Raw genomic sequence first — 18,825 nt, 5'->3', positions numbered from 1 at the left:
GGAGCGAAACCTTTGTAGAGAATTGCAGCAAATGGAAAAGCAGAGCTCCGGAGGAGCGAAACTTCCATCTTCCCGCCCAAAATACTACCTTTGCAAAAATTAATAAAAAATGAGCGACGTAGTAATTTGTCCGAAATGTAGTTCCGAATTTACGTATGAGCAAGACGGTTTGATGGTTTGTTCTCAGTGTTTCAATGAGTGGAATCCTGCAGAAAGTGATGACTCTGAAAAGATTTTGGATTCAAATGGGAATGAACTAAAAGATGGTGATTCTGTAGTGGTTATCAAAGATCTTCCTGTAAAAGGAGCTCCAAAACCGGTAAAGGCAGGAACAAAAGTTAAAAATATCCGTTTAAGACCAGACAGCGATCATAATATTGATTGTAAAATTGATGGTTTTGGATCCATGGCTCTAAAGTCTGAATTTGTGAAGAAGGCATAAAAAAAGGAAAGAGTTGGACAGAGTAATCTTTCGAAGACCTGATTGCTGATTGCTAATTTCGGTCCGGAAGGCAGAAAGAGAATTAACCAAAAATTTCCTTATGCTGTTGTCTTACAAAAATAGAAAAATATTCTGATTAGATTTTGCTAATTCATTGAAAATTATCCACATACTAACATTAAGTGTGTGGGTTATTTATTTAATTGGACTTTAAATTGTAAAAGTCTTATTCGAAATTTATTTGAATAGAATTCTGAAGCTGATAACTGGAAAACATCACAATTTCTTTATTTTTAAATCTGATCTTGTTCCAGTAATGATTTCCTGCAAACCTGCTTTCTAAAACTTCAGCCTCAAAACCATTTTCAGAAACTCTGATCTGATGCGGATAATAATAAAACCTTGAAATTTCCAATTCTGAAATTTCCAATTCCGTAAAAATATTTACTTCTCCGAAAAGTTTTGCCACGTAAGGATTGTAAGGGTTCTTGTATGTCTCTTCGGCCGTGTCATTCTGAATGAGTCTTCCGCTTTGAAGAACAATAATCTGGTCAGTCCACGGGATAATGTCCTGCAATTCGTGAGTCGAAATCACCAAGGATATATTATTTTCTTTTACATATCGGAAAAGTTTCTCACGAAGTTCAATTTTTCTTGCAAAATCAAGATTGCTGAAAGGTTCATCCAGTAAAAGTAATTTCGGAAGAACAGAAAGTGCTCTTGCTATGGCCACTCTCTGCTGTTGTCCGCCGCTTAGATATTTTGGTAAGACATTGGCAAATTCAACCAAACCTACTACATCCAGAAGTTCTAAAACCTTTTCTTTTTTCTTGGCTAAATTGATATTAGAAATAAATTTCCCTACGTTGTCTGCAACAGTGGCATAAGGCATCAGATCGAAATTCTGGGCAACAAATTTCATGTCGGGTTCGCCGGGAACGAGATTCCCTTTTGGCCCCATCAGTTTTCTGCTGTCGAAAATAATTTCACCTTGATCCCAATCGAGCAATCCGTAGATGAGACTCAATAACGTTGATTTCCCACATCCACTTTCACCAGCCAAAGCAATGATTTTACCTTCATCCAGTTTCAGATTGAGGTTTTGAAAAAGTGGTTTTTCCTGAGAATGAGAAAAGTATAAGTTGTTTATCTCTAATAGCATAGTGCAAAAATAAGGGTTTTAAAAGAAGACTGGCATATTTTTAGTAATTTAGCCTTGTAAAATTCGAATAAAAATGAAAAGAATATTATTCTCTCTCGCAATACCTGCTTTTTTTACTTCATTGGTAATTGTTTCGTGTTCTAAAGAAAAACCTGTAATCAGTGAAGGTAATGAAGTAACGACTACAAAAGACGGTGCTAAGTTTGTACTGGATACTTTAAACAGTAATGTAGAATGGAAAGGATATAAAATTTTCAAATCTGAAAATACAAGTCATTTCGGAACGATAAAGTTTGAAAGCGGTGATGTTACGGTGAAAGACGGAAAGCTTGAAAGCGGAAAATTTGTAGCAGATATGGCTTCTCTGACTTCTGAAGATTTAAAAGATAAAAAAGAAGATCTTGAAAAATTGAATGGTCACCTTAAAAGTGTCGATTTTTTTGAAGTGGAAAAATTTCCAACGGCTTCTTATGAAATTACAAAGGTAAGTCCGGCTGCTGAAGGTGATTATAATACTGTTTTAGACGGAAATCTGACGGTAAAAGGGATTACAAAACCAACCCAGTTTAAAGCAAATGTTGCAATAAATGAAGGGGTGGTAAGCATTTCTACAGAGCCAAAAGACATTATGAGAGAAGAATTCGGGGTGAAATTTCAGTCTCCAGCTGCTAATGGAGTTATAAAAAATGAAGTGACGCTTCAGATTAGAGTGAAAGCTTTAGAGAAGAAATAGTTTCAAAAAATCTGATGAGTAAAGCTCTATTAATTATCAGTCTTGCCTGCATGATATTTTTGCTAAGTCTTCAGGTTGTTTACTATTTTTCTTATAGCAATCAGGCGATTCAGATTTTGGGAGAATTGCTTACTATTCCATCAATGCTTTTTGTCATTTTTGCATTTTTTTACAGTCTGATTAATGTGGTCAGAAGAAAGAATGAATATCTTCTGATTCTTGGTATAAACACTTTTACCGTTACCATCTGTGTTGTGGCAACAATTTTAGATTATAATTAAAACAATTTTAAATATTAAATACAGAATCTGTTTCAGCCGAAGCAGATTTTTTTATGATAATTTGGAACAGATTTTTAATCTGAAAACCGTATTTTTGCAAATACATTTTTTTGAAAGGGTAAAACAATGATAGAAAAGATAGAAGAATTGCTTGTTGAGGTTAATAACTTCAGTACATCAAGTAAAGAGGAAATAGAAAACTTCCGAATCAGGTATAATGGTAAAAAAGGAATTCTGAACGATTTTTTTGAAAAGTTTAAAGAAGTTCCGAATGACCAGAAGAAAGATTTTGGGCAAAAGATCAATACTCTTAAACAGGCAGTAAATACAAAGCTGGAGGATTTAAAAAATGCTTCCGCTTCTTCTATTATCTTAGAAAAAGAAGATCTTACAAGACCTGCATTTCCATTGGATTTGGGTTCGAGACATCCGATCAATTTAGTGAAAAACAGAATTATTGAGATTTTCAAATCAATTGGTTTTGCTGTTGCAGACGGGCCTGAAATTGAAGATGACTGGCATAATTTTACAGCATTAAATCTTCCTGAATATCATCCGGCAAGAGATATGCAGGATACTTTCTTTATTGAGCAGAATCCTGATATTTTGTTGAGAACGCATACTTCTTCAGTACAGATACGTTATATGGAAGAAAATGAGCCGCCGATCAGAATTTTGTCTCCGGGAAGAGTTTTCAGAAATGAAGCTGTTTCTTCTCGTTCGCACTGTATTTTCCATCAGATTGAAGGTTTATATATTGATGAAAACGTAAGTTTTGCAGATCTGAAGCAGACCATTCAGTTTTTTACCACAGAGCTTTTCGGAAAGTCGAAAATCAGATTGAGACCTTCTTATTTCCCTTTTACAGAACCAAGCGCAGAAATTGATGTGTATTGGGGACTGAATTCTGAAACAGATTACAGAATTACAAAAGGAACCGGCTGGCTGGAAATTATGGGTTGCGGAATGGTAGATCCTGCAGTTCTGAAAAATGTAAATATTGATTCTGAAAAATATTCAGGTTATGCATTCGGAATGGGGATAGAAAGAATCGTCATGCTTCTTTACCAAATGAGCGACATCAGGATGTTTTTCGAGAATGATATCAGAACTTTAGAGCAGTTTAAAACTTTATAGATTAAGTTTAAAATAAATTCAGATCCTGTGAGTATTTCACAGGATTTTTTTATTAACTTTATAAAATCACACACACCCTGAAAGTTTTAGAGCGGGTTTTGCCTCAAAATGTTTGAGTAAATAATATGCTTACGTAGAGATTGAGATATGCGGTCTCTTTTCATGCTGAAACCTGTTTGTTTATCTAAAGGTAGTGATGTTTTTAGAAGAATGTTTAATTTTGTAGCCTGTTTTTGGGAGTTTTTGATCTCGGCAGATTATAAAGAAAAGCTTTTAATACATGAATACGAAACCAAAGGATGATCGCATAAAATCATTGAATTTTAAGTCAAGAAAAATTGTTCATTATTCACTTATCTTTTGCATTTTATTGATACAGCTTATTTTAGCCGGTTTTTTTTATAATGAGTTTATCAATAGAAAAAATATAGTTTTTATAGAAAACCAGCTGAAAGAAATTCATTCTCTGGAAAATCTCACTGATAATTCCAGAAAAGAGCTTTTAAATGCACAGAATTTCCTTCAGAAATATCTTACCGGCTCTGATGAAAGAAATTTGCAATCTTATTTTCAGTCTTTGGATAAGCTTGGCGAAAATTTAGAAAGTATTAATCAATATGAATCTAAATATCCTAAGCTTAAAAATATTTTATCATCACAAAAAAAAGATTCTTTAGACAGTAAAAATCTCAAGCTGCTTATCGATTCAACATACAATTATTCGACAAATTCCGGTTTTAAAGCTCCGACTGCTTTTCCTCAGATTAAAAAACTCGATGTAGATTATAATTTAGACAAATACGATTTTAATATAGAAACCAAAACGTATTCAGATACCGTGAAGAAAAAAGGTTTATTTGGTCGTTTAGGAGATGCGATTTCTGGCAAAGAAACTGTGCGTAAAGAAAGTACGGTTATTACTGTGAAACAAGGCAAAGTTCCTGAAGCATCGGCAATAAAAGCGGATATGGACAGTATTATGAATCTCGTGCAGAATCATTATTCCGGACAGGTAAAAAAAATACAGGTAAATGTAGTTGAAAGGGAAAACAACAGCGGGAAATTTTATACCATATTTAATAATCTTCTGGCTTATAGCAATGGGGTAATGAATATTTATGAATTTGCCATAAAAGATTCTAAAAAAGATCTTGAAAAAGAATATGCCAAGCTCAATTCAGAAAGTAATAAGATCAGAACGTATCTTGTTTTCGGAGCGATGATTTTGATGTTCATTGTTTCTGTGCTTATTATGTATTTTACAAGAATGGCATTTATCTATGAATGGAGACTGAATGATGCCAACAAACAGATAAAGGAAAACCTGAATTTTAAAAACAGAATTCTTGGAATGCTGAGTCATGAATTAAGATCACCTTTGAAGATTATAGGAATTTTTATCAGAAAAATCAATAAAAAAACGTCTGATGAAAGTATTAAAGAATATTTGAAATCAATCAGCTTTACAAACAATACACTCTTAATGCAGGCCAATCAAATTCTGGAATATACCAAAAACCAGCATGTGGAAAATAAGCTTGTCCCAGTAGTTTTTAATCTTAAAAATGAGCTCACTTCAATATTTAATTCCATTGAACCTTATATAGAAACAAGAAACAATAAATTTGTAGTTAACGAAAATATCGATCCTTCCATTGAAGTGTATTCCGATAACACCAAGATTAATCAGGTTTTTATGAATATTCTTGGTAATGCTAATAAATTTACAGAGAACGGTCAGATTTCGGTGACAACAAAAGCAGATAAAATAGATGATAATACAGTTTCATTGTCAACAAAAATCAGTGATACTGGTGCTGGAATTTCTAAATCTGATCTTGAGAAAATATTTGAACCTTATTATCAGGGTGTTTTATCTGAAGATGTCGAAAATCTTGGTGCAGGTCTTGGTTTAAGTCTTTGCAAGGAAATCGTGGAACTTTACTCGGGAAATATCAGTGTAGACAGTGAAAAGAATGTGGGTACAACAGTAAGTTTTACCATTAATCTTAATCTTAACCAATGAATAGTTTAGATTCTAAAAGCATCAATTTTCTGCTTGCAGACGATCATAGCCTTATAAGACAGGGAGTAGAATTTCTGATTGAAGAATTGGAGTTTGATGGTGAAATTTTTCATGCATCAACTTTGAATAAAGTTTTGGAGATTACCGAAGCTCAATCCATTGATATTCTAGTCATCGATGCTATTTTTCCGGATGGAAACAGTCTTACTATTTTATCGCAAATAAAACAGCTGAAACCTGAAATTAAAATTCTTGTTTTCTCAGGAGTAGACGAAAATACTCAATCTGTAAAATACATTCAGGCGGGTGCCAATGGTTTTCTGAGTAAACTTAGCGAAGAAGACGAAATTAAGAATGCCATTCTGAAAATTCATCATCAGGGAAAATATATTTCAGAAATCACACAGAACGCATTACTCAATTCTGTTACCAATAAAAGCCTGATAAATCCACTTCAAAGTCTTACCGAAAGAGAAATTCAGATTGCCGGGATGTATGCGAAAGGTTTGGGAAATCTGGAAATTGCAGCCTATCTCGATATCAAACAAAATACGGTAAGCACGATTAAGAAAAGAATTTTTGATAAACTTAATATCGAAAACCTTGTGGAACTCATTGAATTAATGAAAGCTGGTCATTAATTATTAAACAAAACCTTTTTTGGAAGTATTCATTTTTGTAGATAAATATCTACAAACAGGTCGAAATATATCTACAGAAAAAATTATTATGATAAGTCGGGACTTAGTAATTTTACATCAAGAAAGTTAAGCGAAAAAATTGCTTCTTTCAACTAAAGAAATTTAGTAAAATTTGCTCTAAGTTCAGTGGTGGTGTGTGAACTAGACCAATGGGATTTTGAAGGAGGATGAAAACACAAATGACGGAAATATAAACGTATCTGAAGCAGAGCCTTTTTAGGCTCTGTATAAGATACAAAATTTAAGACCGTTTAGAAAAAGCATAATAAAAACACAATTGATTAACCTAAGTGTCATCATTACAGAGCTGTAAAAAGCTCTGTAATAGATGCTTAAAAAGAAATTTTTGACTTAAACACAAATGATTGAAATCCTTAGTATACTTACAGAGCTTGACGGCTCTGTAACAGATACAGGAAAAAAAGATTCATAATTATCCTGGGAATGATTCCAGAATTTATGTTAATTTAGGTTTACAGGAAGCCTCCGAGATTTTTCTCGGAGGTTTTATTTTTTATTTGCTGAATTTTAAAGGATATTTTACATTTTTATAATCATCGATACTGGCCTTTAATGATCCAACGGCTAATTCAGCTTTTAACAGTAGAGGAATATGATTCGCATCATTAGAAACCCACATCGTAACACCTTCTTTTTCTTTAAAAACTCTTCCGCTTTTCACAGAAGGAATGATTTTCAAGGCATTGATTGTTCCGAACTTGGTCTTTAAATTTTCAGTTCCAACCACTTTTAGCTGAAAAGGAAACATCTCATCATCAATCCAGACATTCATATTGATAATTGTCCCTGTTTTTAGTTCGGCGGGGCTTTTACTTCTTAAAAAATAAAAGCAGGAAAGCATATCCTGAACTCCTTTTACGGACTTGATTGTTTTGGAGCCATTTGCAGGAGTCTTTTTATCTGTTAAAACCAAAGTATGATTATCGTGGTTGAAAACGGTTTGCAAATGCTGTCTGTAACTCCCTTCTTTTACATTTCTCACATAGAAGCTGGGTAACTCAGTTTGCATATTGATATAGCTCTCGTACAAGTCTTCCACTTTGAAAAATGCACGTACAGCTCCGGTTGTTTGTCCGGTTCCTTTTACGTATAAATGGGGCTCACCTTTATAATTTACCTTTTTTGTGGTAAGATTGGCAGTTCCTGCATTTAAGAATCCATAGTGGATTCTTAAAGTAAGCGATTCGCCATCTGCAACATTGGTCAATTGCGAATATCCAAGAAAGAAAGCAAATATTGCAATGATATTAATTATCTTCTTCATACAGTACATTTTTACAAAAACGTTGCCAACTTTTTCATTGTCAGTTTTTTGCGTGTCTTTGATAAATCTCAGTTTTTTATTTGGGCATAATTAAATATGCTTCGCATTAAAATTAGTAAATTTGCAGCTACAAATTATTAAATTATCGTCATATTATGATTACTACAGATATATTAATTATCGGAGCGGGACCAACAGGGCTTTTTGCCGTATTTGAAGCAGGTTTGCTAAAAATGAAATGCCATATCATCGATGCACTTCCACAACCAGGAGGTCAGTTGGCGGAGTTGTATCCTAAAAAACCGATTTTTGATATTCCGGGGTATCCTTCTGTAAATGCAGGTGAATTGGTAGATAATTTAATGGAACAAATCAAACAATTCCAACCAGGATTTACTTTGGGAGAGACTGCAATATCATATACGAAAGTTGATGACGAATGGTTTGAAGTGATTACCAATAAAGGAACGGTTCACAGATGTAAAGCAATTGCTATTGCAGGTGGTTTAGGTACTTTTGAGCCTAGAAAACCTACCATGGATAATATCGCTGATTATGAAGAAAAAGGTCTTGAATATTTTGTGAAAGAACCTGAACATTTCAGAAATAAAAAAGTGGTTATCGCAGGTGGAGGAGATTCTGCTTTAGATTGGAGTGTTTTCTTATCAAATGTTGCGAGCGAAGTAACTTTGATTCACAGAAGAAACGAGTTCCGTGGAGCTTTGGATTCTGTAGAAAAAGTTCAGGATTTAAAAAACCAGGGTAAAATTAAATTGATTACTCCTGCAGAAGTTACTGCCATTAAAGGTGACGGAAAAGTAGAAGCGATCACAGTAGCCGTTGACGGACAAGATCCTTATGATATTGAAACAGATTATTTTATTCCATTATTCGGTTTGACTCCAAAATTGGGAGAAATCGGAAACTGGGGACTGAATATCGAAAAAAATGCAATCGTAGTAAACAATGCATTGGATTATCAAACCAACATCGACGGTATTTATGCAATCGGTGATATCAATACATATCCTGGAAAATTAAAGTTGATTCTTTGTGGTTTCCACGAAGCGACCTTAATGTGTCAGAGCGTTTACAACAGACTGAATCCCGGTAAGAAATTCGTTTTAAAATATACAACCGTAAGTGGAGTAGATGGTTTCGACGGAAGCCGTAAGGAAGCTGAAAAAGCAGTTGTAAAGAAAATAGATTAATCTTGTTGTTGGTCGTTGGTTATTAGTGAAACAAATGCCATCAACCATCAACCATTAACCATCAACGAAAGATGAGCGATATAAATATAAAAATAACCGATAGAGAAGGAGTTACTCATGATGTAGTTGCACCGACAGATATGTCGATGAACTTAATGGAGATTATCCGTTCTTATGAATTGGCGGAAGAAGGAACCATCGGAGTTTGTGGAGGAATGGCAATGTGTGCTTCTTGTCAGGTTTATGTGATCAATGATCCGGGACTTGAACCAATGGGCGATGAGGAAGATGCGATGTTGGCGGAAGCTTATCATGTGGAAAGCAATAGCAGATTGGGTTGTCAGTTGCACATGGTTCCTGCAATGGAAGGTCTTGCTGTAGCAATTGCTCCATATCCCTAGGGAAATTTAAATGAATGACTTAAAACACCCCTCAAATCTAATTTGAGGGGTGTTTTAATATGCAAATATGTCTTTAATGCTAAATTTTGAGTTGTTTAAAGTTTTCAGATTAAATAAATATTACATATTCTGAACGCATTATCATTTACTTTCCAGATAATTAATTAACCAGAGTATTGGAGCGCCTTGTATCAGGGAAATTTTTATTTTACTGTTATTGAAATTTTCATTTAAAGATTGTAAATAATCTATTTGTCTGGTTGTAATTTCCTGTTTGTAATTGATAAGGTTTTCTTCAAGCTGTGTTAAATCAAATATTTTTAAATTTTTTAATTGTGATGAAAAATTATTCGCAGACAAGTAGGCAGAATCAAACTTGGGATTTTCAGTAAGTTTTAATGCTTTTTTAATGTCATTTTCAATCTCTCTTAGAAGCTGATTTCTTTTCACAAATGCAATAATTGTTGATTCGTTGATTTCTATAAATTTCTCTTTACTTTTTAAATTCTTGCTGATGGAGTTTTCAAAATCTTGAATTTCCTTTTTCAGTTTTGTAAATTCAATATCTGCCTGCTCAAGCAAAGCTGCAACTCTGTAAAATGTACGTTTTGCTTTTTGAGGAATTTCGGTAAAAGATTTATAGCCCAAATCATGCTCTATTTCTGCCCATGAATGCTGAAGGATACTCCTGATCTGAATTTCAAACTTAATGTCTTTATATTCTGCATATTCAGATAATTCTTTTTTATAATCATTGAGCTGAAGGATATAATGAACGCTTCTGTACCCGAATTTATCAATTTCAATATTTCTTTTATCGGTAGAGTTTTCCCTGTCAATTTTAAATTCTTTATTAAGGAGTTCTTCTATTTTTGAAATATCGTCTTCGAAATAAGTAATGATTCTTAATGCCAAAATATCCGTAATATCATCAAGCTTTTCATATTTATTCTTCTTGATGACTTTCTGAGCAAGACTTTCTTTGGTTTTTATCCTGCTTACGATCTGATGTATTGAAAAATTTTTACATAATTTCCTTAATATTTTTTCAACTTTAAAACTAAAAGAAGTATATAAAGGAGATTTTTCCTCATATTGAGTTAATATTTTATTTAAATCGTCCTTTGTCATAATAATTAGTCATTATTTAAATTTACAAACTTTTTAATAATCGTGACCTAATTATTAATTGGTCTTAAAAAAACTCTTAAATTTCACAATAATTAAACTTCCTCCTTAGAAATCCATTTTCCTACCGTCGGAGCTTTGTAATTTCTCATTTTTTCTAAAAGCTCATCAATAGCATCACTCACCAAAAGCATTTCCTGATTGATTTGTTTTAAAAATCCTTTATCAACCATAGTCTGAACCAATTTTATTAAATCATCATAAAAACCATTGATATTCAGAATGGCAATTGGTTTTTTGTGAAGCCCGAGTTGTGCCCACGTAATCATTTCGAAAAATTCTTCCAAAGTTCCATAACCTCCAGGCAGAACGATTACTCCATCAGAAAGTTCATTCATTTTTGTTTTTCTTTCGTGCATCGTTTCCACCAAAATAAGTTCAGTAAGATTGGTATGCGCAATTTCTTTAGATTGTAAAAAATGAGGAAGAACTCCGATTGCCTTACCTTCGTTTTCAATGACTCCATCTGCGACAGCGCCCATCAAACCTACATTTGCTCCTCCATAAATTAAGCGAATATTTTCTTTAGCGAATGTTTTTCCGACTAAATATGCCTGTTCTTTATAAATTTCTTCTGTGCCGAAACTCGAGCCACAGAATACGGTGATACTTTTCATTATTTATTATTGAAATTTAAATTCTACTTTTAGTAGGAGATTGTCTATTGGAGAAAAATGATAAGATTTCTACATCATTATTTTTAACACGATAATAGGCAGTGTTGAAAGTTAGAATAACAGCTTTGTGAATATTTGTATGCTCCGATTTTGGAAATATGTAGGGATTTTTAGAAATGATTTCTGAAAAACTTTCGATTTTACGGGCAAGTTTTGCTAATTCTTTATCTGAAAAGTTTTTTTGAAGATACTCAATGGTTTCTTCCAATTCACTTAGTGCATTTGGAGACCATAAAATATTATAACCACTTTTCATAAAGTTTTCTTGCTTCGGAATGTGGTTTTATATCATTTTTATCGGCTTCAGAAATTCCTTTTTCAATTGAATTTTTTTCTTCATCAGAGATTGAATCCCACCAGTCTTTTGTTTCTTCCTTTCTGAACTGAATTAGTTTTTTAATGATAGAAGTATCTTCCAATGTTGATAACCATTGAATTAATTCAAGTTTTTCATGTAGAATCTGTGAGTTCATAATCCTTATTTCTTATTCAAATTTAAGATTTTTAAATCAATCGTTACTATTCTTAAATTATTTTTTCATGATTAAATTAGACAAAATAATATCCAAAATCAAAAGACTTTGGATATTTTCAATAATGTTAAAATATTATTTCAAAGGGATGTTCGCTAAAATATCTTTTGTAAACGCCCAGAATTTCTGTGTGGAGGAAATATTCGCCTTTTCATCCGGAGAATGTGCCCCTCTGATGGTTGGTCCGAAACTTACCATTTCCATTTCTGGATAATTTGCTCCGATAATTCCGCACTCCAAACCGGCGTGACAAGCTACAACGTGAGGTTTTTCGTTGAATTTTTCAACATAGATTTTCTCCATCAGCTGAACGATTTCAGAACCCGGTTTTGGTTTCCAGCCCGGATAAGAACCACTGAAAACAGTGTTCATCCCTGCTAATTCGGCTACAGATTTCAATTGTTCAGCAACAGAATCTTTTGATGATTCTACCGATGACCTTGAAAGATTTAATATTTTTAAACCTCCTTCTTTTAATTCAACTCTCGCAACGTTGTTTGATGATTCTACCAAATCCTGTACATCCGGGCTCATTCTGTAAACGCCATTGTGAAGAGATTTTAAAACCAAAATAACTTTCTTTGAATCTGATTCTGAAAGCGCTTTTTCAGAACTTGTAGCATTTTCGATATTGATTTGAAGAGCCGGTTCAATAGAAGCAAATTCTTCTAAAATCTGTTTTTTCAGTCCGTTGGTTACATTCTCAATATATTCCTGAGCATTTCTTACCGAAATAATGGCAAATGCTTCTCTCGGGATTGCATTCCTCAAACTTCCGCCATCGATAGAAACCAATTGAAGATGTTGACTTTCTAAACCCTTATATAAAAATCGGCCTAAAATAATGTTGGAATTCCCAAAACCTTTGTGAATATCCATTCCCGAATGTCCTCCCTGTAAACCTTTTACTTCAATTCTTACAAATTGTCCGTTTGCAGTTACAGTTTCATAGTTTTGAGTGATGGTCACATCAATTCCACCTGCACAACCGATGTCGATTTCATCGTCTTCTTCGGTGTCAAGATTTAATAAAATTTGTCCTGTTAATTGTCCTGGTTTTAGGCCTAAAGCTCCTGTCATTCCCGTCTCTTCATCAATCGTGAATAAAGCTTCCAGATCAGGATGCGGAATATCTGTACTTTCTAAAACAGACATGATTGTCGCTACACCCAAACCGTTGTCTGCCCCTAAAGTCGTTCCTTTTGCCTTTACCCAGTCACCATCGATTTCCATCTGGATTCCCTGAGTTTCAAAATCAAAATTGACATCGTTATTTTTCTGACAAACCATATCCAGATGCGACTGCATCACAATCGATTTACGGTTTTCCATTCCTGGAGTTGCCGGTTTTTTAATGATCACGTTTCCTACTTCATCAACTGTCGTTTCCAGTCCTAAATTTTCTCCGAATTCTTTGATGAAAGCGATTACTTTTTCTTCTTTTTTAGAAGGTCTTGGAACTGCATTTAATTTGGAAAAATTTTTCCAGATAATTTGCGGTTCTATGTTGGATAGTTCCATAAAATTTATTTTTCTCAAAATTACGAAATAAAAAATGCTCCCGAAATTCAGGAGCAGTATTTTTGCTTATTGCTTATTGCTTATTGCTTATTGCTTATTGCTTATTGCTTATTGCTTATTGCTTATTTCTTTAGCATCCGCACTCGCCATATATTGGCATTGTAGTTTTGCTTCCGTCTGGTTTTTCAATGGTTAAAGTGCCTTCAAAAAGCAGCGCTTCTTCATGCTTTATTTTCTTACCTTTTACTGAAATTTTATAATTATCATTTTCTATTTCCTTTGTGAGCTCTTCATCAACTTCCATGTCGCTTGATGAGATCAGATTCATTGCCAATCTCTTTCCGTCTAACATCATGTAAGCTGTTTTTCCTGCATCATCGGCGTAAATATACTTTTCGTTCACGAAGTCTGCTTTGCTTTTAGCAAAATAACAAGAACATTCTTTAATTTCTTTCGGAAAATCAAACGTATCAACTGTGATATTTGCATTCTGAACATCAGTCTTTGCTGAGTCCTGAACAATGTTTGTAGAATCAGTTTTTGTAGAATCGGAAACGGTTTCTTTCTCTTTTTTACATGCAATCAGCATGAATGCTGAAAAGAAAATGATTAAATATTTCATTTGTCAGTAATTTAAATTATTGCTTCGAATTTTAAGCCAAAAGCTTAAAGCCAATTGCCAAAAAGCAATTACCCTCTTGCTCTTTCCAAAAGAACCATCATCAATAAAGATAAAACAACCAAACTTTCGTCTTCGTCATCAATATCAATCAGTCGATCCAATTGAAATCTTCTTCCAAAGAATGAAGGCATTTTTTTTAGTCTGAAATAGTCTTTTCCGTCAATTCCTTTTACAGTGTAAGAAGGATTCAGAAAATATCCTGTAAACATCCCGATAATTGGAATTTCACCTACCATTCCGTCAAAAAACTTCACCCATGCATTATCTTCGGTAATCGTAAATTTCTGCTGATCTGCTTCATCCAAAACATTGTAAGATGATTTCCAGATAGAACGCATTCCTTTTCTTGCCAATCTTCCAAAGTTCTTTGTATTGATCGCATCTTTAATAGAGTAAGACGCATTAAAGTCGATCCACTGGTTTGCCTGAATTCTGAACAATTCCTTTGTTTTGCTTTCGTCATTAAAAACAACTACGTCTTCTTTCAGTTTAAACATTTTTTGACGTACGTACGCTACATAGTTCCCGTTTCTGTCTGTAATGTTGAAATCGCTGGCAAGCGTTGTGATTTTAAATTTAAAATCCAGCGGATAGTTTAGGTTGTTAAGTACCATTCGTTTATTTTATTTCAAGTTTATATTTTGTGGAGTAAATGTAATTAATTTTTTTAGGCTTTTTCAAATCTTTAAAATCATTTAGAGGTGAGTTTTTCAAAAAATCAATAGTTATCAAAAACCATACCTCAAAGATTGTTTTTAGATTAATTTTTCGGTTAGAATGCTTATTTTTGTGTTTATGGATTATCCAAGTAAAGTATTGGCAAAAGCAGTAGAAGAAATTTCCGGGCTTCCGGGGATTGGGAAGAAAACCGCTTTACGTTTAGCACTTCATTTACTGAAACAGCCCAATTCGAGAGCAACGAATCTGGGAACATCGATCATAAATCTGGTTAACGAAATAAAGTATTGCAAAGAATGTCATAATTTTTCGGATTTTGATGTTTGTGAAATTTGCAGCAACCATAAACGTAATGATGAGGTGGTTTGTATTGTAGAGGATGTTCGTGATGTGATTGCCATTGAAAATACAGGGAAATACACAGGGAAATATCTTATTTTGGGCGGAAAAATTTCTCCGATGGAGGGAGTAGGACCTAATCAATTGAATATTCCGAGTATTGAGAGAAAACTGAATGAAGGTAACGCAAAAGAGCTGATTTTTGCATTGAGCGCAACCATGGAGGGTGATACAACGGCTTATTATATCTATAAAAAGTTCAAGAATTTTGATATTAAATTTTCCAGTATTGCAAGAGGGATTTCTGTAGGGGATGAACTTGAGTATGCGGATGAAATTTCTTTGGGAAGATCGATTATCAACAGATTACCTTACAACGAAAAGGATTAAATGATGATAAAGCTTTCTATTATTATAGTTAATTATAATGTTACACATCTTCTGAAAAACTGTTTGTTTTCCATTAAAAAATATTTGGGAAATATTAGTTATGAAGTAATTGTGATTGATAATAATTCAACTGATACTTCATGGAAAGATCTTGTCTCTGAATTTCCTGAATTTCATTTTATCACTTCTGAAACAAACGATGGTTTTGCTAAAGCAAATAATAAAGCCATTCAGACTGCAAAAGGTGAATATCTTTTGATTTTAAATCCCGACACCGAAATCGAAGGCTTTTATATGAATGAAATTTTGGATTTTGCCGATTCAAAAACAAATTTTGGCTGTCTTGGTGTAAGAATGCATGATACGAACGGCGTATTTCTTCCTGAAAGCAAAAGATCCGTTCCAGATATGTTTAATTCTTTCGAAAAGCTTTTTACCAAGTTTAAAAAAAATAATTCTAAGTCTTATTACAGAAATGATATCGGAGAATTTGAAGTGTCTGAAGTGGAAGTGATTACCGGAGCTTTTTTCCTTGTTAAAACTGATGTTTACAATGAAATCGGAGGACTGGATGAAAAATACTTTATGTACGGTGAAGATATTGACATCTGTTACACTTTACTGAATCATGGTTACCAAAATTATTATTACGGTAAAGCATCTATTCTTCATCACAAAGGAGAAAGCACCATAAAAGATAATGTCTATCTGGAAAGATTTTACGGAGCCATGCAGATTTTTATTGATAAATATTATAAAGAAACTAAACCTTTACAATATTCTCTTCTGAAAGCAGGTTTAAAATTAAGACATCAGATAGAAAAAATCAAACTGAAATAAAAAAAAGCAACTCCATCGAGTTGCTTTCATTTTATCTTTAAATAATAAGTTCTTATTTAGAAGCCGGAACACTTACCGGAGCAGAAGTTGTTGAAGAAGCCGGAGCTTCTGTTTTAGCTGGTGCAGGAATAGGAGCTGCTGTTTGTTTAGGCTTACCTGTTACCACAACGCTAATTAAAATCAAAACGATGATTACTGTTCCTAACGTCCATGTAGATTTTTCCATAAAATCATTGGTTCTCTGTACGCCGAACTGTGCAGAAGATGCACCGCCGAATGTGCTGGAAAGACCTCCGCCTTTCGGGTTTTGAGCCATTACAACGATTACCAATAAAACGCTGGCAATCATAATTAGAACCATCAATAGTGTAAATATAGTATCCATTAATTCTGATATCTTTTTGAATGGGCAAATTTAATCTTTTTTTATCGAACAACAAAATAAGATTTATGCTAAAAACAAAAAACGGCAGCAAAAGCCACCGTTTTTATTAAAAATATGTGAATTCTTATTTGAAGTCAGAATCTTTAGCCTGATTTACCTCGTAAGATTTTACTTTCATCACCATCTCCATACCCATTTGGTTTACGGTAATGGTATAAGGCATTTTTACCCCTGAAACATCTTTGTAGTCAGCAAAAGTTGTAGGAACTGTGAATGTTTGTCCCTGTGCAGATACTGTTTCGGTCTCACCTGTTTTAAGACCAGTTTTTACGCTATAGTAATAAGCTTTATCACCAGCTTTGATTGCATAAGAATCTTCACCGTTGATTTTTTCAATTCCTGTCAATTTGTAATCTGCAGATTTAGCAAAACCTAATTCTTCAAAAAGCTCAGTATTTTTTAAGTTGTCAGCGATTTCTTCTTTAGTCATCTGAACTTTTTGTCCCATTTGCTCAGAATAACCTGTTTTTCCATCAAAAACTTGCTTTTGAACTGTCATTCCACCAGCAGAAACTGTTTGTGCTTCTTTTCCTCCCTGAGCTTTTGTAGTTTTTAGATCGATGTTCTGTCCCTGCATAGACATTGCAGCAGTCATTGTATATGATGAAATTTTAGACAAGTTTGCTTTGCCACCAATTGCATTAATATATTTATCAACAACTGAAGCAACTGTTACATTTGCATCAACTTTTTGAGCAACAGGTTTTGCAACAGGATTTGCATAAGCATCATAATATTTTACAGGGTATCCTAATTTTTCCAATCCTTCAGAGATGTCGGAAGCTTTACCGGCAATGAAAATTCTGCTCTGGTTAGGCATAACTGTAGCTTTTACTGCATTAGAAACATCAGCCGCAGTTACTTTATCGATCGATTTTAAATAGTTTGTATAAAAATCAGCAGGTAAATCCTGAACTTTTTGGTTCACAGCAAATCTTGCAATGGTTGCAGGCTGCTCTAATGCCATGATGAAGCTTCCTTTTAATTTAGCTTTAGCATTTGCCAATTCGTCAGCTTTTACTGTAGAAATTCCGTTGATTTCGTTCATGAATTCTTTTACCGCCTTATCAGTAACCTCGTTTCTCACACTTGCTTCAGCAGAGAAAGAAGGAGAATATTTGCTTGCGCTCATATCTGAATAAGCTCCGTACGTGAAGCCGTTTTTTTCACGTAGGTTCATGAAAAGTCTTGCTTCTCCACCACCACCAAGAATGTAGTTGGCAATAGTTGCAGGGAAGTAATTAGGATCTTTCATTTTCAATGTGTTCAGGTTTCCTACAGAAACTACAGATTGTACTGCGGTAGGAACATCAACTACGTTGATCTCAGTTTTAGCAACATTTGCAGCCGGTTCTAAAGCGGGGAATTTTGTATCCGCTTTTTTCCAGTTATTGAAAGCTTTTTCAACCATTGGTTTTACCTGATCAAATTTTACATCACCTACAATTACAAGGTATGCATTATCAGGTGCATAATATTTTTTGTACACATTCTGAACATCTGCTAATTGAATCTTTTTTAAAGACTCTTCAGTTTCAAATTCACCTCTTGAAGTTTCTTTTCCGTAAGCTAACGCGTTTGAAACTCTTGAAGCAATAGCATCGGCACTTTTTTCAGAAGATTTTAATCCCTCAATTGCTCTTTCTTTTGATTTTGTGATTTCGTCAGCAGAAAATTTAGGATTGATGATTGCATCAGCCATTAAATTTAAAACTTCAGGAAAATATTTCGAAAGAGAATTTGAAGAAGCTCCAGCGGAAGAGAAGTTCAGGTTGGCTCCTAAAAAGTCTATTTTCTGGTTGAATGCATCTTTGCTTAAAGTCGTTGTTCCGTTACCAAGCTGATCTGCCATGATTTCGCTTACTCCCGCTACAGGACCTTCGAAATAAGGCTGTCTGTCCATAGAAAGGCTCACGTTTACTCTTGGTAATTTGTTGTTTTCAACAACCATTACGGTCATTCCATTTTTAAGCTGGAAAGTTTTTGGTTTCGCAATGTTGATGGCAGGAGTTGGTCCTGGTTTTGGCATTGCATTAATGTCAATTTTTTGTGCAGAAAGCATTCCTGAGAATAAAAATGCTACGGCTATATATGTAAATTGTTTTTTCATTGTAAAAAATTTAAAATTTATAATCATATCTAAAACGCGGATG

General features: G+C 33.8%; 21 protein-coding genes. 10 read left to right on the top strand and 11 right to left on the bottom strand.

Features of this window, described 5'->3' with window-relative positions; translation table 11 throughout:
* Positions 1 to 109: 109 nt before the first annotated feature.
* Positions 110 to 442, top strand: coding sequence for a zinc ribbon domain-containing protein YjdM (locus tag BM371_RS16110; RefSeq protein ID WP_034673281.1), 333 nt, complete (start codon positions 110 to 112; stop codon positions 440 to 442).
* Positions 443 to 668: 226 nt separating this feature from the next.
* Here BM371_RS16110 and BM371_RS16105 read toward each other — a convergent pair whose 3' ends face one another.
* Positions 669 to 1,604 (bottom strand): sulfate/molybdate ABC transporter ATP-binding protein, encoded by a 936-nt coding sequence (locus tag BM371_RS16105; protein WP_034673283.1) that lies wholly within the window; start codon positions 1,602 to 1,604, stop codon positions 669 to 671.
* A 73-nt stretch (positions 1,605 to 1,677) separates the two neighbouring features.
* Between BM371_RS16105 and BM371_RS16100 the strand changes: the two genes are divergently transcribed.
* The 5 genes from BM371_RS16100 (at position 1,678) to BM371_RS16080 (ending at position 6,422) form a co-directional block, all read left to right on the top strand.
* Positions 1,678 to 2,337, top strand: a complete 660-nt coding sequence (locus BM371_RS16100; RefSeq protein ID WP_034673285.1) for a YceI family protein — start codon at positions 1,678 to 1,680, stop codon at positions 2,335 to 2,337.
* 14 nt (positions 2,338 to 2,351) lie between these two features.
* Complete coding sequence (locus BM371_RS16095) at positions 2,352 to 2,618, top strand: hypothetical protein (protein ID WP_123947145.1); 267 nt, start codon at positions 2,352 to 2,354, stop codon at positions 2,616 to 2,618.
* A 126-nt stretch (positions 2,619 to 2,744) separates the two neighbouring features.
* Positions 2,745 to 3,755: a phenylalanine--tRNA ligase subunit alpha gene (gene pheS / locus BM371_RS16090; RefSeq protein ID WP_034673291.1), complete on the top strand. Its 1,011-nt coding sequence runs from the start codon at positions 2,745 to 2,747 to the stop codon at positions 3,753 to 3,755.
* Positions 3,756 to 4,035: 280 nt separating this feature from the next.
* Positions 4,036 to 5,781 (top strand): sensor histidine kinase, encoded by a 1,746-nt coding sequence (locus tag BM371_RS16085; protein ID WP_034673292.1) that lies wholly within the window; start codon positions 4,036 to 4,038, stop codon positions 5,779 to 5,781.
* Positions 5,778 to 6,422, top strand: coding sequence for a response regulator (locus BM371_RS16080; RefSeq protein ID WP_034673294.1), 645 nt, complete (start codon positions 5,778 to 5,780; stop codon positions 6,420 to 6,422). The genes BM371_RS16085 and BM371_RS16080 overlap by 4 nt, the downstream gene beginning before the upstream one ends.
* Positions 6,423 to 6,996: 574 nt before the next feature.
* Here the strand turns inward: BM371_RS16080 and BM371_RS16075 are convergent.
* Entirely contained in the window at positions 6,997 to 7,767 is a 771-nt protein-coding gene (locus BM371_RS16075; protein WP_034673297.1) for a DUF3108 domain-containing protein, read from the bottom strand.
* A 155-nt stretch (positions 7,768 to 7,922) separates the two neighbouring features.
* On the opposite strand from BM371_RS16075, the gene BM371_RS16070 reads away from it, so the two are divergent.
* Both BM371_RS16070 and BM371_RS16065 read left to right on the top strand, forming a co-directional pair.
* Positions 7,923 to 8,978, top strand: a complete 1,056-nt coding sequence (locus BM371_RS16070) for an NAD(P)/FAD-dependent oxidoreductase (RefSeq protein ID WP_034673300.1) — start codon at positions 7,923 to 7,925, stop codon at positions 8,976 to 8,978.
* A 71-nt stretch (positions 8,979 to 9,049) separates the two neighbouring features.
* On the top strand, positions 9,050 to 9,379 hold the full coding sequence (locus BM371_RS16065; RefSeq protein ID WP_034673302.1) for a 2Fe-2S iron-sulfur cluster-binding family protein: 330 nt from the start codon (positions 9,050 to 9,052) through the stop codon (positions 9,377 to 9,379).
* A gap of 141 nt (positions 9,380 to 9,520) precedes the next feature.
* On the opposite strand, the gene BM371_RS16060 is transcribed toward BM371_RS16065, so the two are convergent.
* The 7 genes from BM371_RS16060 to BM371_RS16030 all read right to left on the bottom strand — a co-directional run bounded on the left by BM371_RS16060 (position 9,521) and on the right by BM371_RS16030 (position 14,594).
* Entirely contained in the window at positions 9,521 to 10,510 is a 990-nt protein-coding gene (locus BM371_RS16060; RefSeq protein ID WP_034673303.1) for a GTP pyrophosphokinase, read from the bottom strand.
* A 92-nt stretch (positions 10,511 to 10,602) separates the two neighbouring features.
* On the bottom strand, positions 10,603 to 11,184 hold the full coding sequence (locus BM371_RS16055) for an LOG family protein (RefSeq protein WP_034673305.1): 582 nt from the start codon (positions 11,182 to 11,184) through the stop codon (positions 10,603 to 10,605).
* Positions 11,185 to 11,200: 16 nt separating this feature from the next.
* On the bottom strand, positions 11,201 to 11,500 hold the full coding sequence (locus BM371_RS16050) for a type II toxin-antitoxin system RelE/ParE family toxin (RefSeq protein WP_034673306.1): 300 nt from the start codon (positions 11,498 to 11,500) through the stop codon (positions 11,201 to 11,203).
* On the bottom strand, positions 11,484 to 11,717 hold the full coding sequence (locus BM371_RS16045) for a hypothetical protein (RefSeq protein WP_034673309.1): 234 nt from the start codon (positions 11,715 to 11,717) through the stop codon (positions 11,484 to 11,486). Before BM371_RS16045 ends, BM371_RS16050 begins: the two co-directional genes overlap by 17 nt.
* Before the next feature lie 135 nt (positions 11,718 to 11,852).
* Positions 11,853 to 13,298: an aminoacyl-histidine dipeptidase gene (locus tag BM371_RS16040; protein ID WP_034673312.1), complete on the bottom strand. Its 1,446-nt coding sequence runs from the start codon at positions 13,296 to 13,298 to the stop codon at positions 11,853 to 11,855.
* A 130-nt stretch (positions 13,299 to 13,428) separates the two neighbouring features.
* Entirely contained in the window at positions 13,429 to 13,920 is a 492-nt protein-coding gene (locus BM371_RS16035) for a hypothetical protein (protein ID WP_034673314.1), read from the bottom strand.
* A gap of 68 nt (positions 13,921 to 13,988) precedes the next feature.
* Positions 13,989 to 14,594, bottom strand: a complete 606-nt coding sequence (locus BM371_RS16030) for an LURP-one-related/scramblase family protein (protein ID WP_034673316.1) — start codon at positions 14,592 to 14,594, stop codon at positions 13,989 to 13,991.
* A gap of 181 nt (positions 14,595 to 14,775) precedes the next feature.
* Between BM371_RS16030 and recR the strand changes: the two genes are divergently transcribed.
* Both recR and BM371_RS16020 read left to right on the top strand, forming a co-directional pair.
* Positions 14,776 to 15,387 (top strand): recombination mediator RecR, encoded by a 612-nt coding sequence (gene recR / locus BM371_RS16025; RefSeq protein ID WP_034673318.1) that lies wholly within the window; start codon positions 14,776 to 14,778, stop codon positions 15,385 to 15,387.
* Entirely contained in the window at positions 15,388 to 16,227 is an 840-nt protein-coding gene (locus BM371_RS16020; protein WP_034673321.1) for a glycosyltransferase family 2 protein, read from the top strand. It abuts the gene before it with no gap.
* Between the two features lie 52 nt (positions 16,228 to 16,279).
* On the opposite strand, the gene secG is transcribed toward BM371_RS16020, so the two are convergent.
* Together secG and BM371_RS16010 are read right to left on the bottom strand one after the other, a co-directional pair.
* Positions 16,280 to 16,612: a preprotein translocase subunit SecG gene (gene secG, locus BM371_RS16015; protein ID WP_034673323.1), complete on the bottom strand. Its 333-nt coding sequence runs from the start codon at positions 16,610 to 16,612 to the stop codon at positions 16,280 to 16,282.
* Positions 16,613 to 16,736: 124 nt separating this feature from the next.
* Complete coding sequence (locus tag BM371_RS16010) at positions 16,737 to 18,782, bottom strand: M16 family metallopeptidase (RefSeq protein ID WP_034676944.1); 2,046 nt, start codon at positions 18,780 to 18,782, stop codon at positions 16,737 to 16,739.
* Positions 18,783 to 18,825 lie beyond the last annotated feature (43 nt).

The organism is Chryseobacterium formosense (assembly GCF_900116415.1).
GTDB lineage: Bacteria > Bacteroidota > Bacteroidia > Flavobacteriales > Weeksellaceae > Chryseobacterium > Chryseobacterium formosense.
Note: the sequence above shows the minus strand (reverse complement) of the source record. Positions and strands in the feature narration are given on the sequence as shown.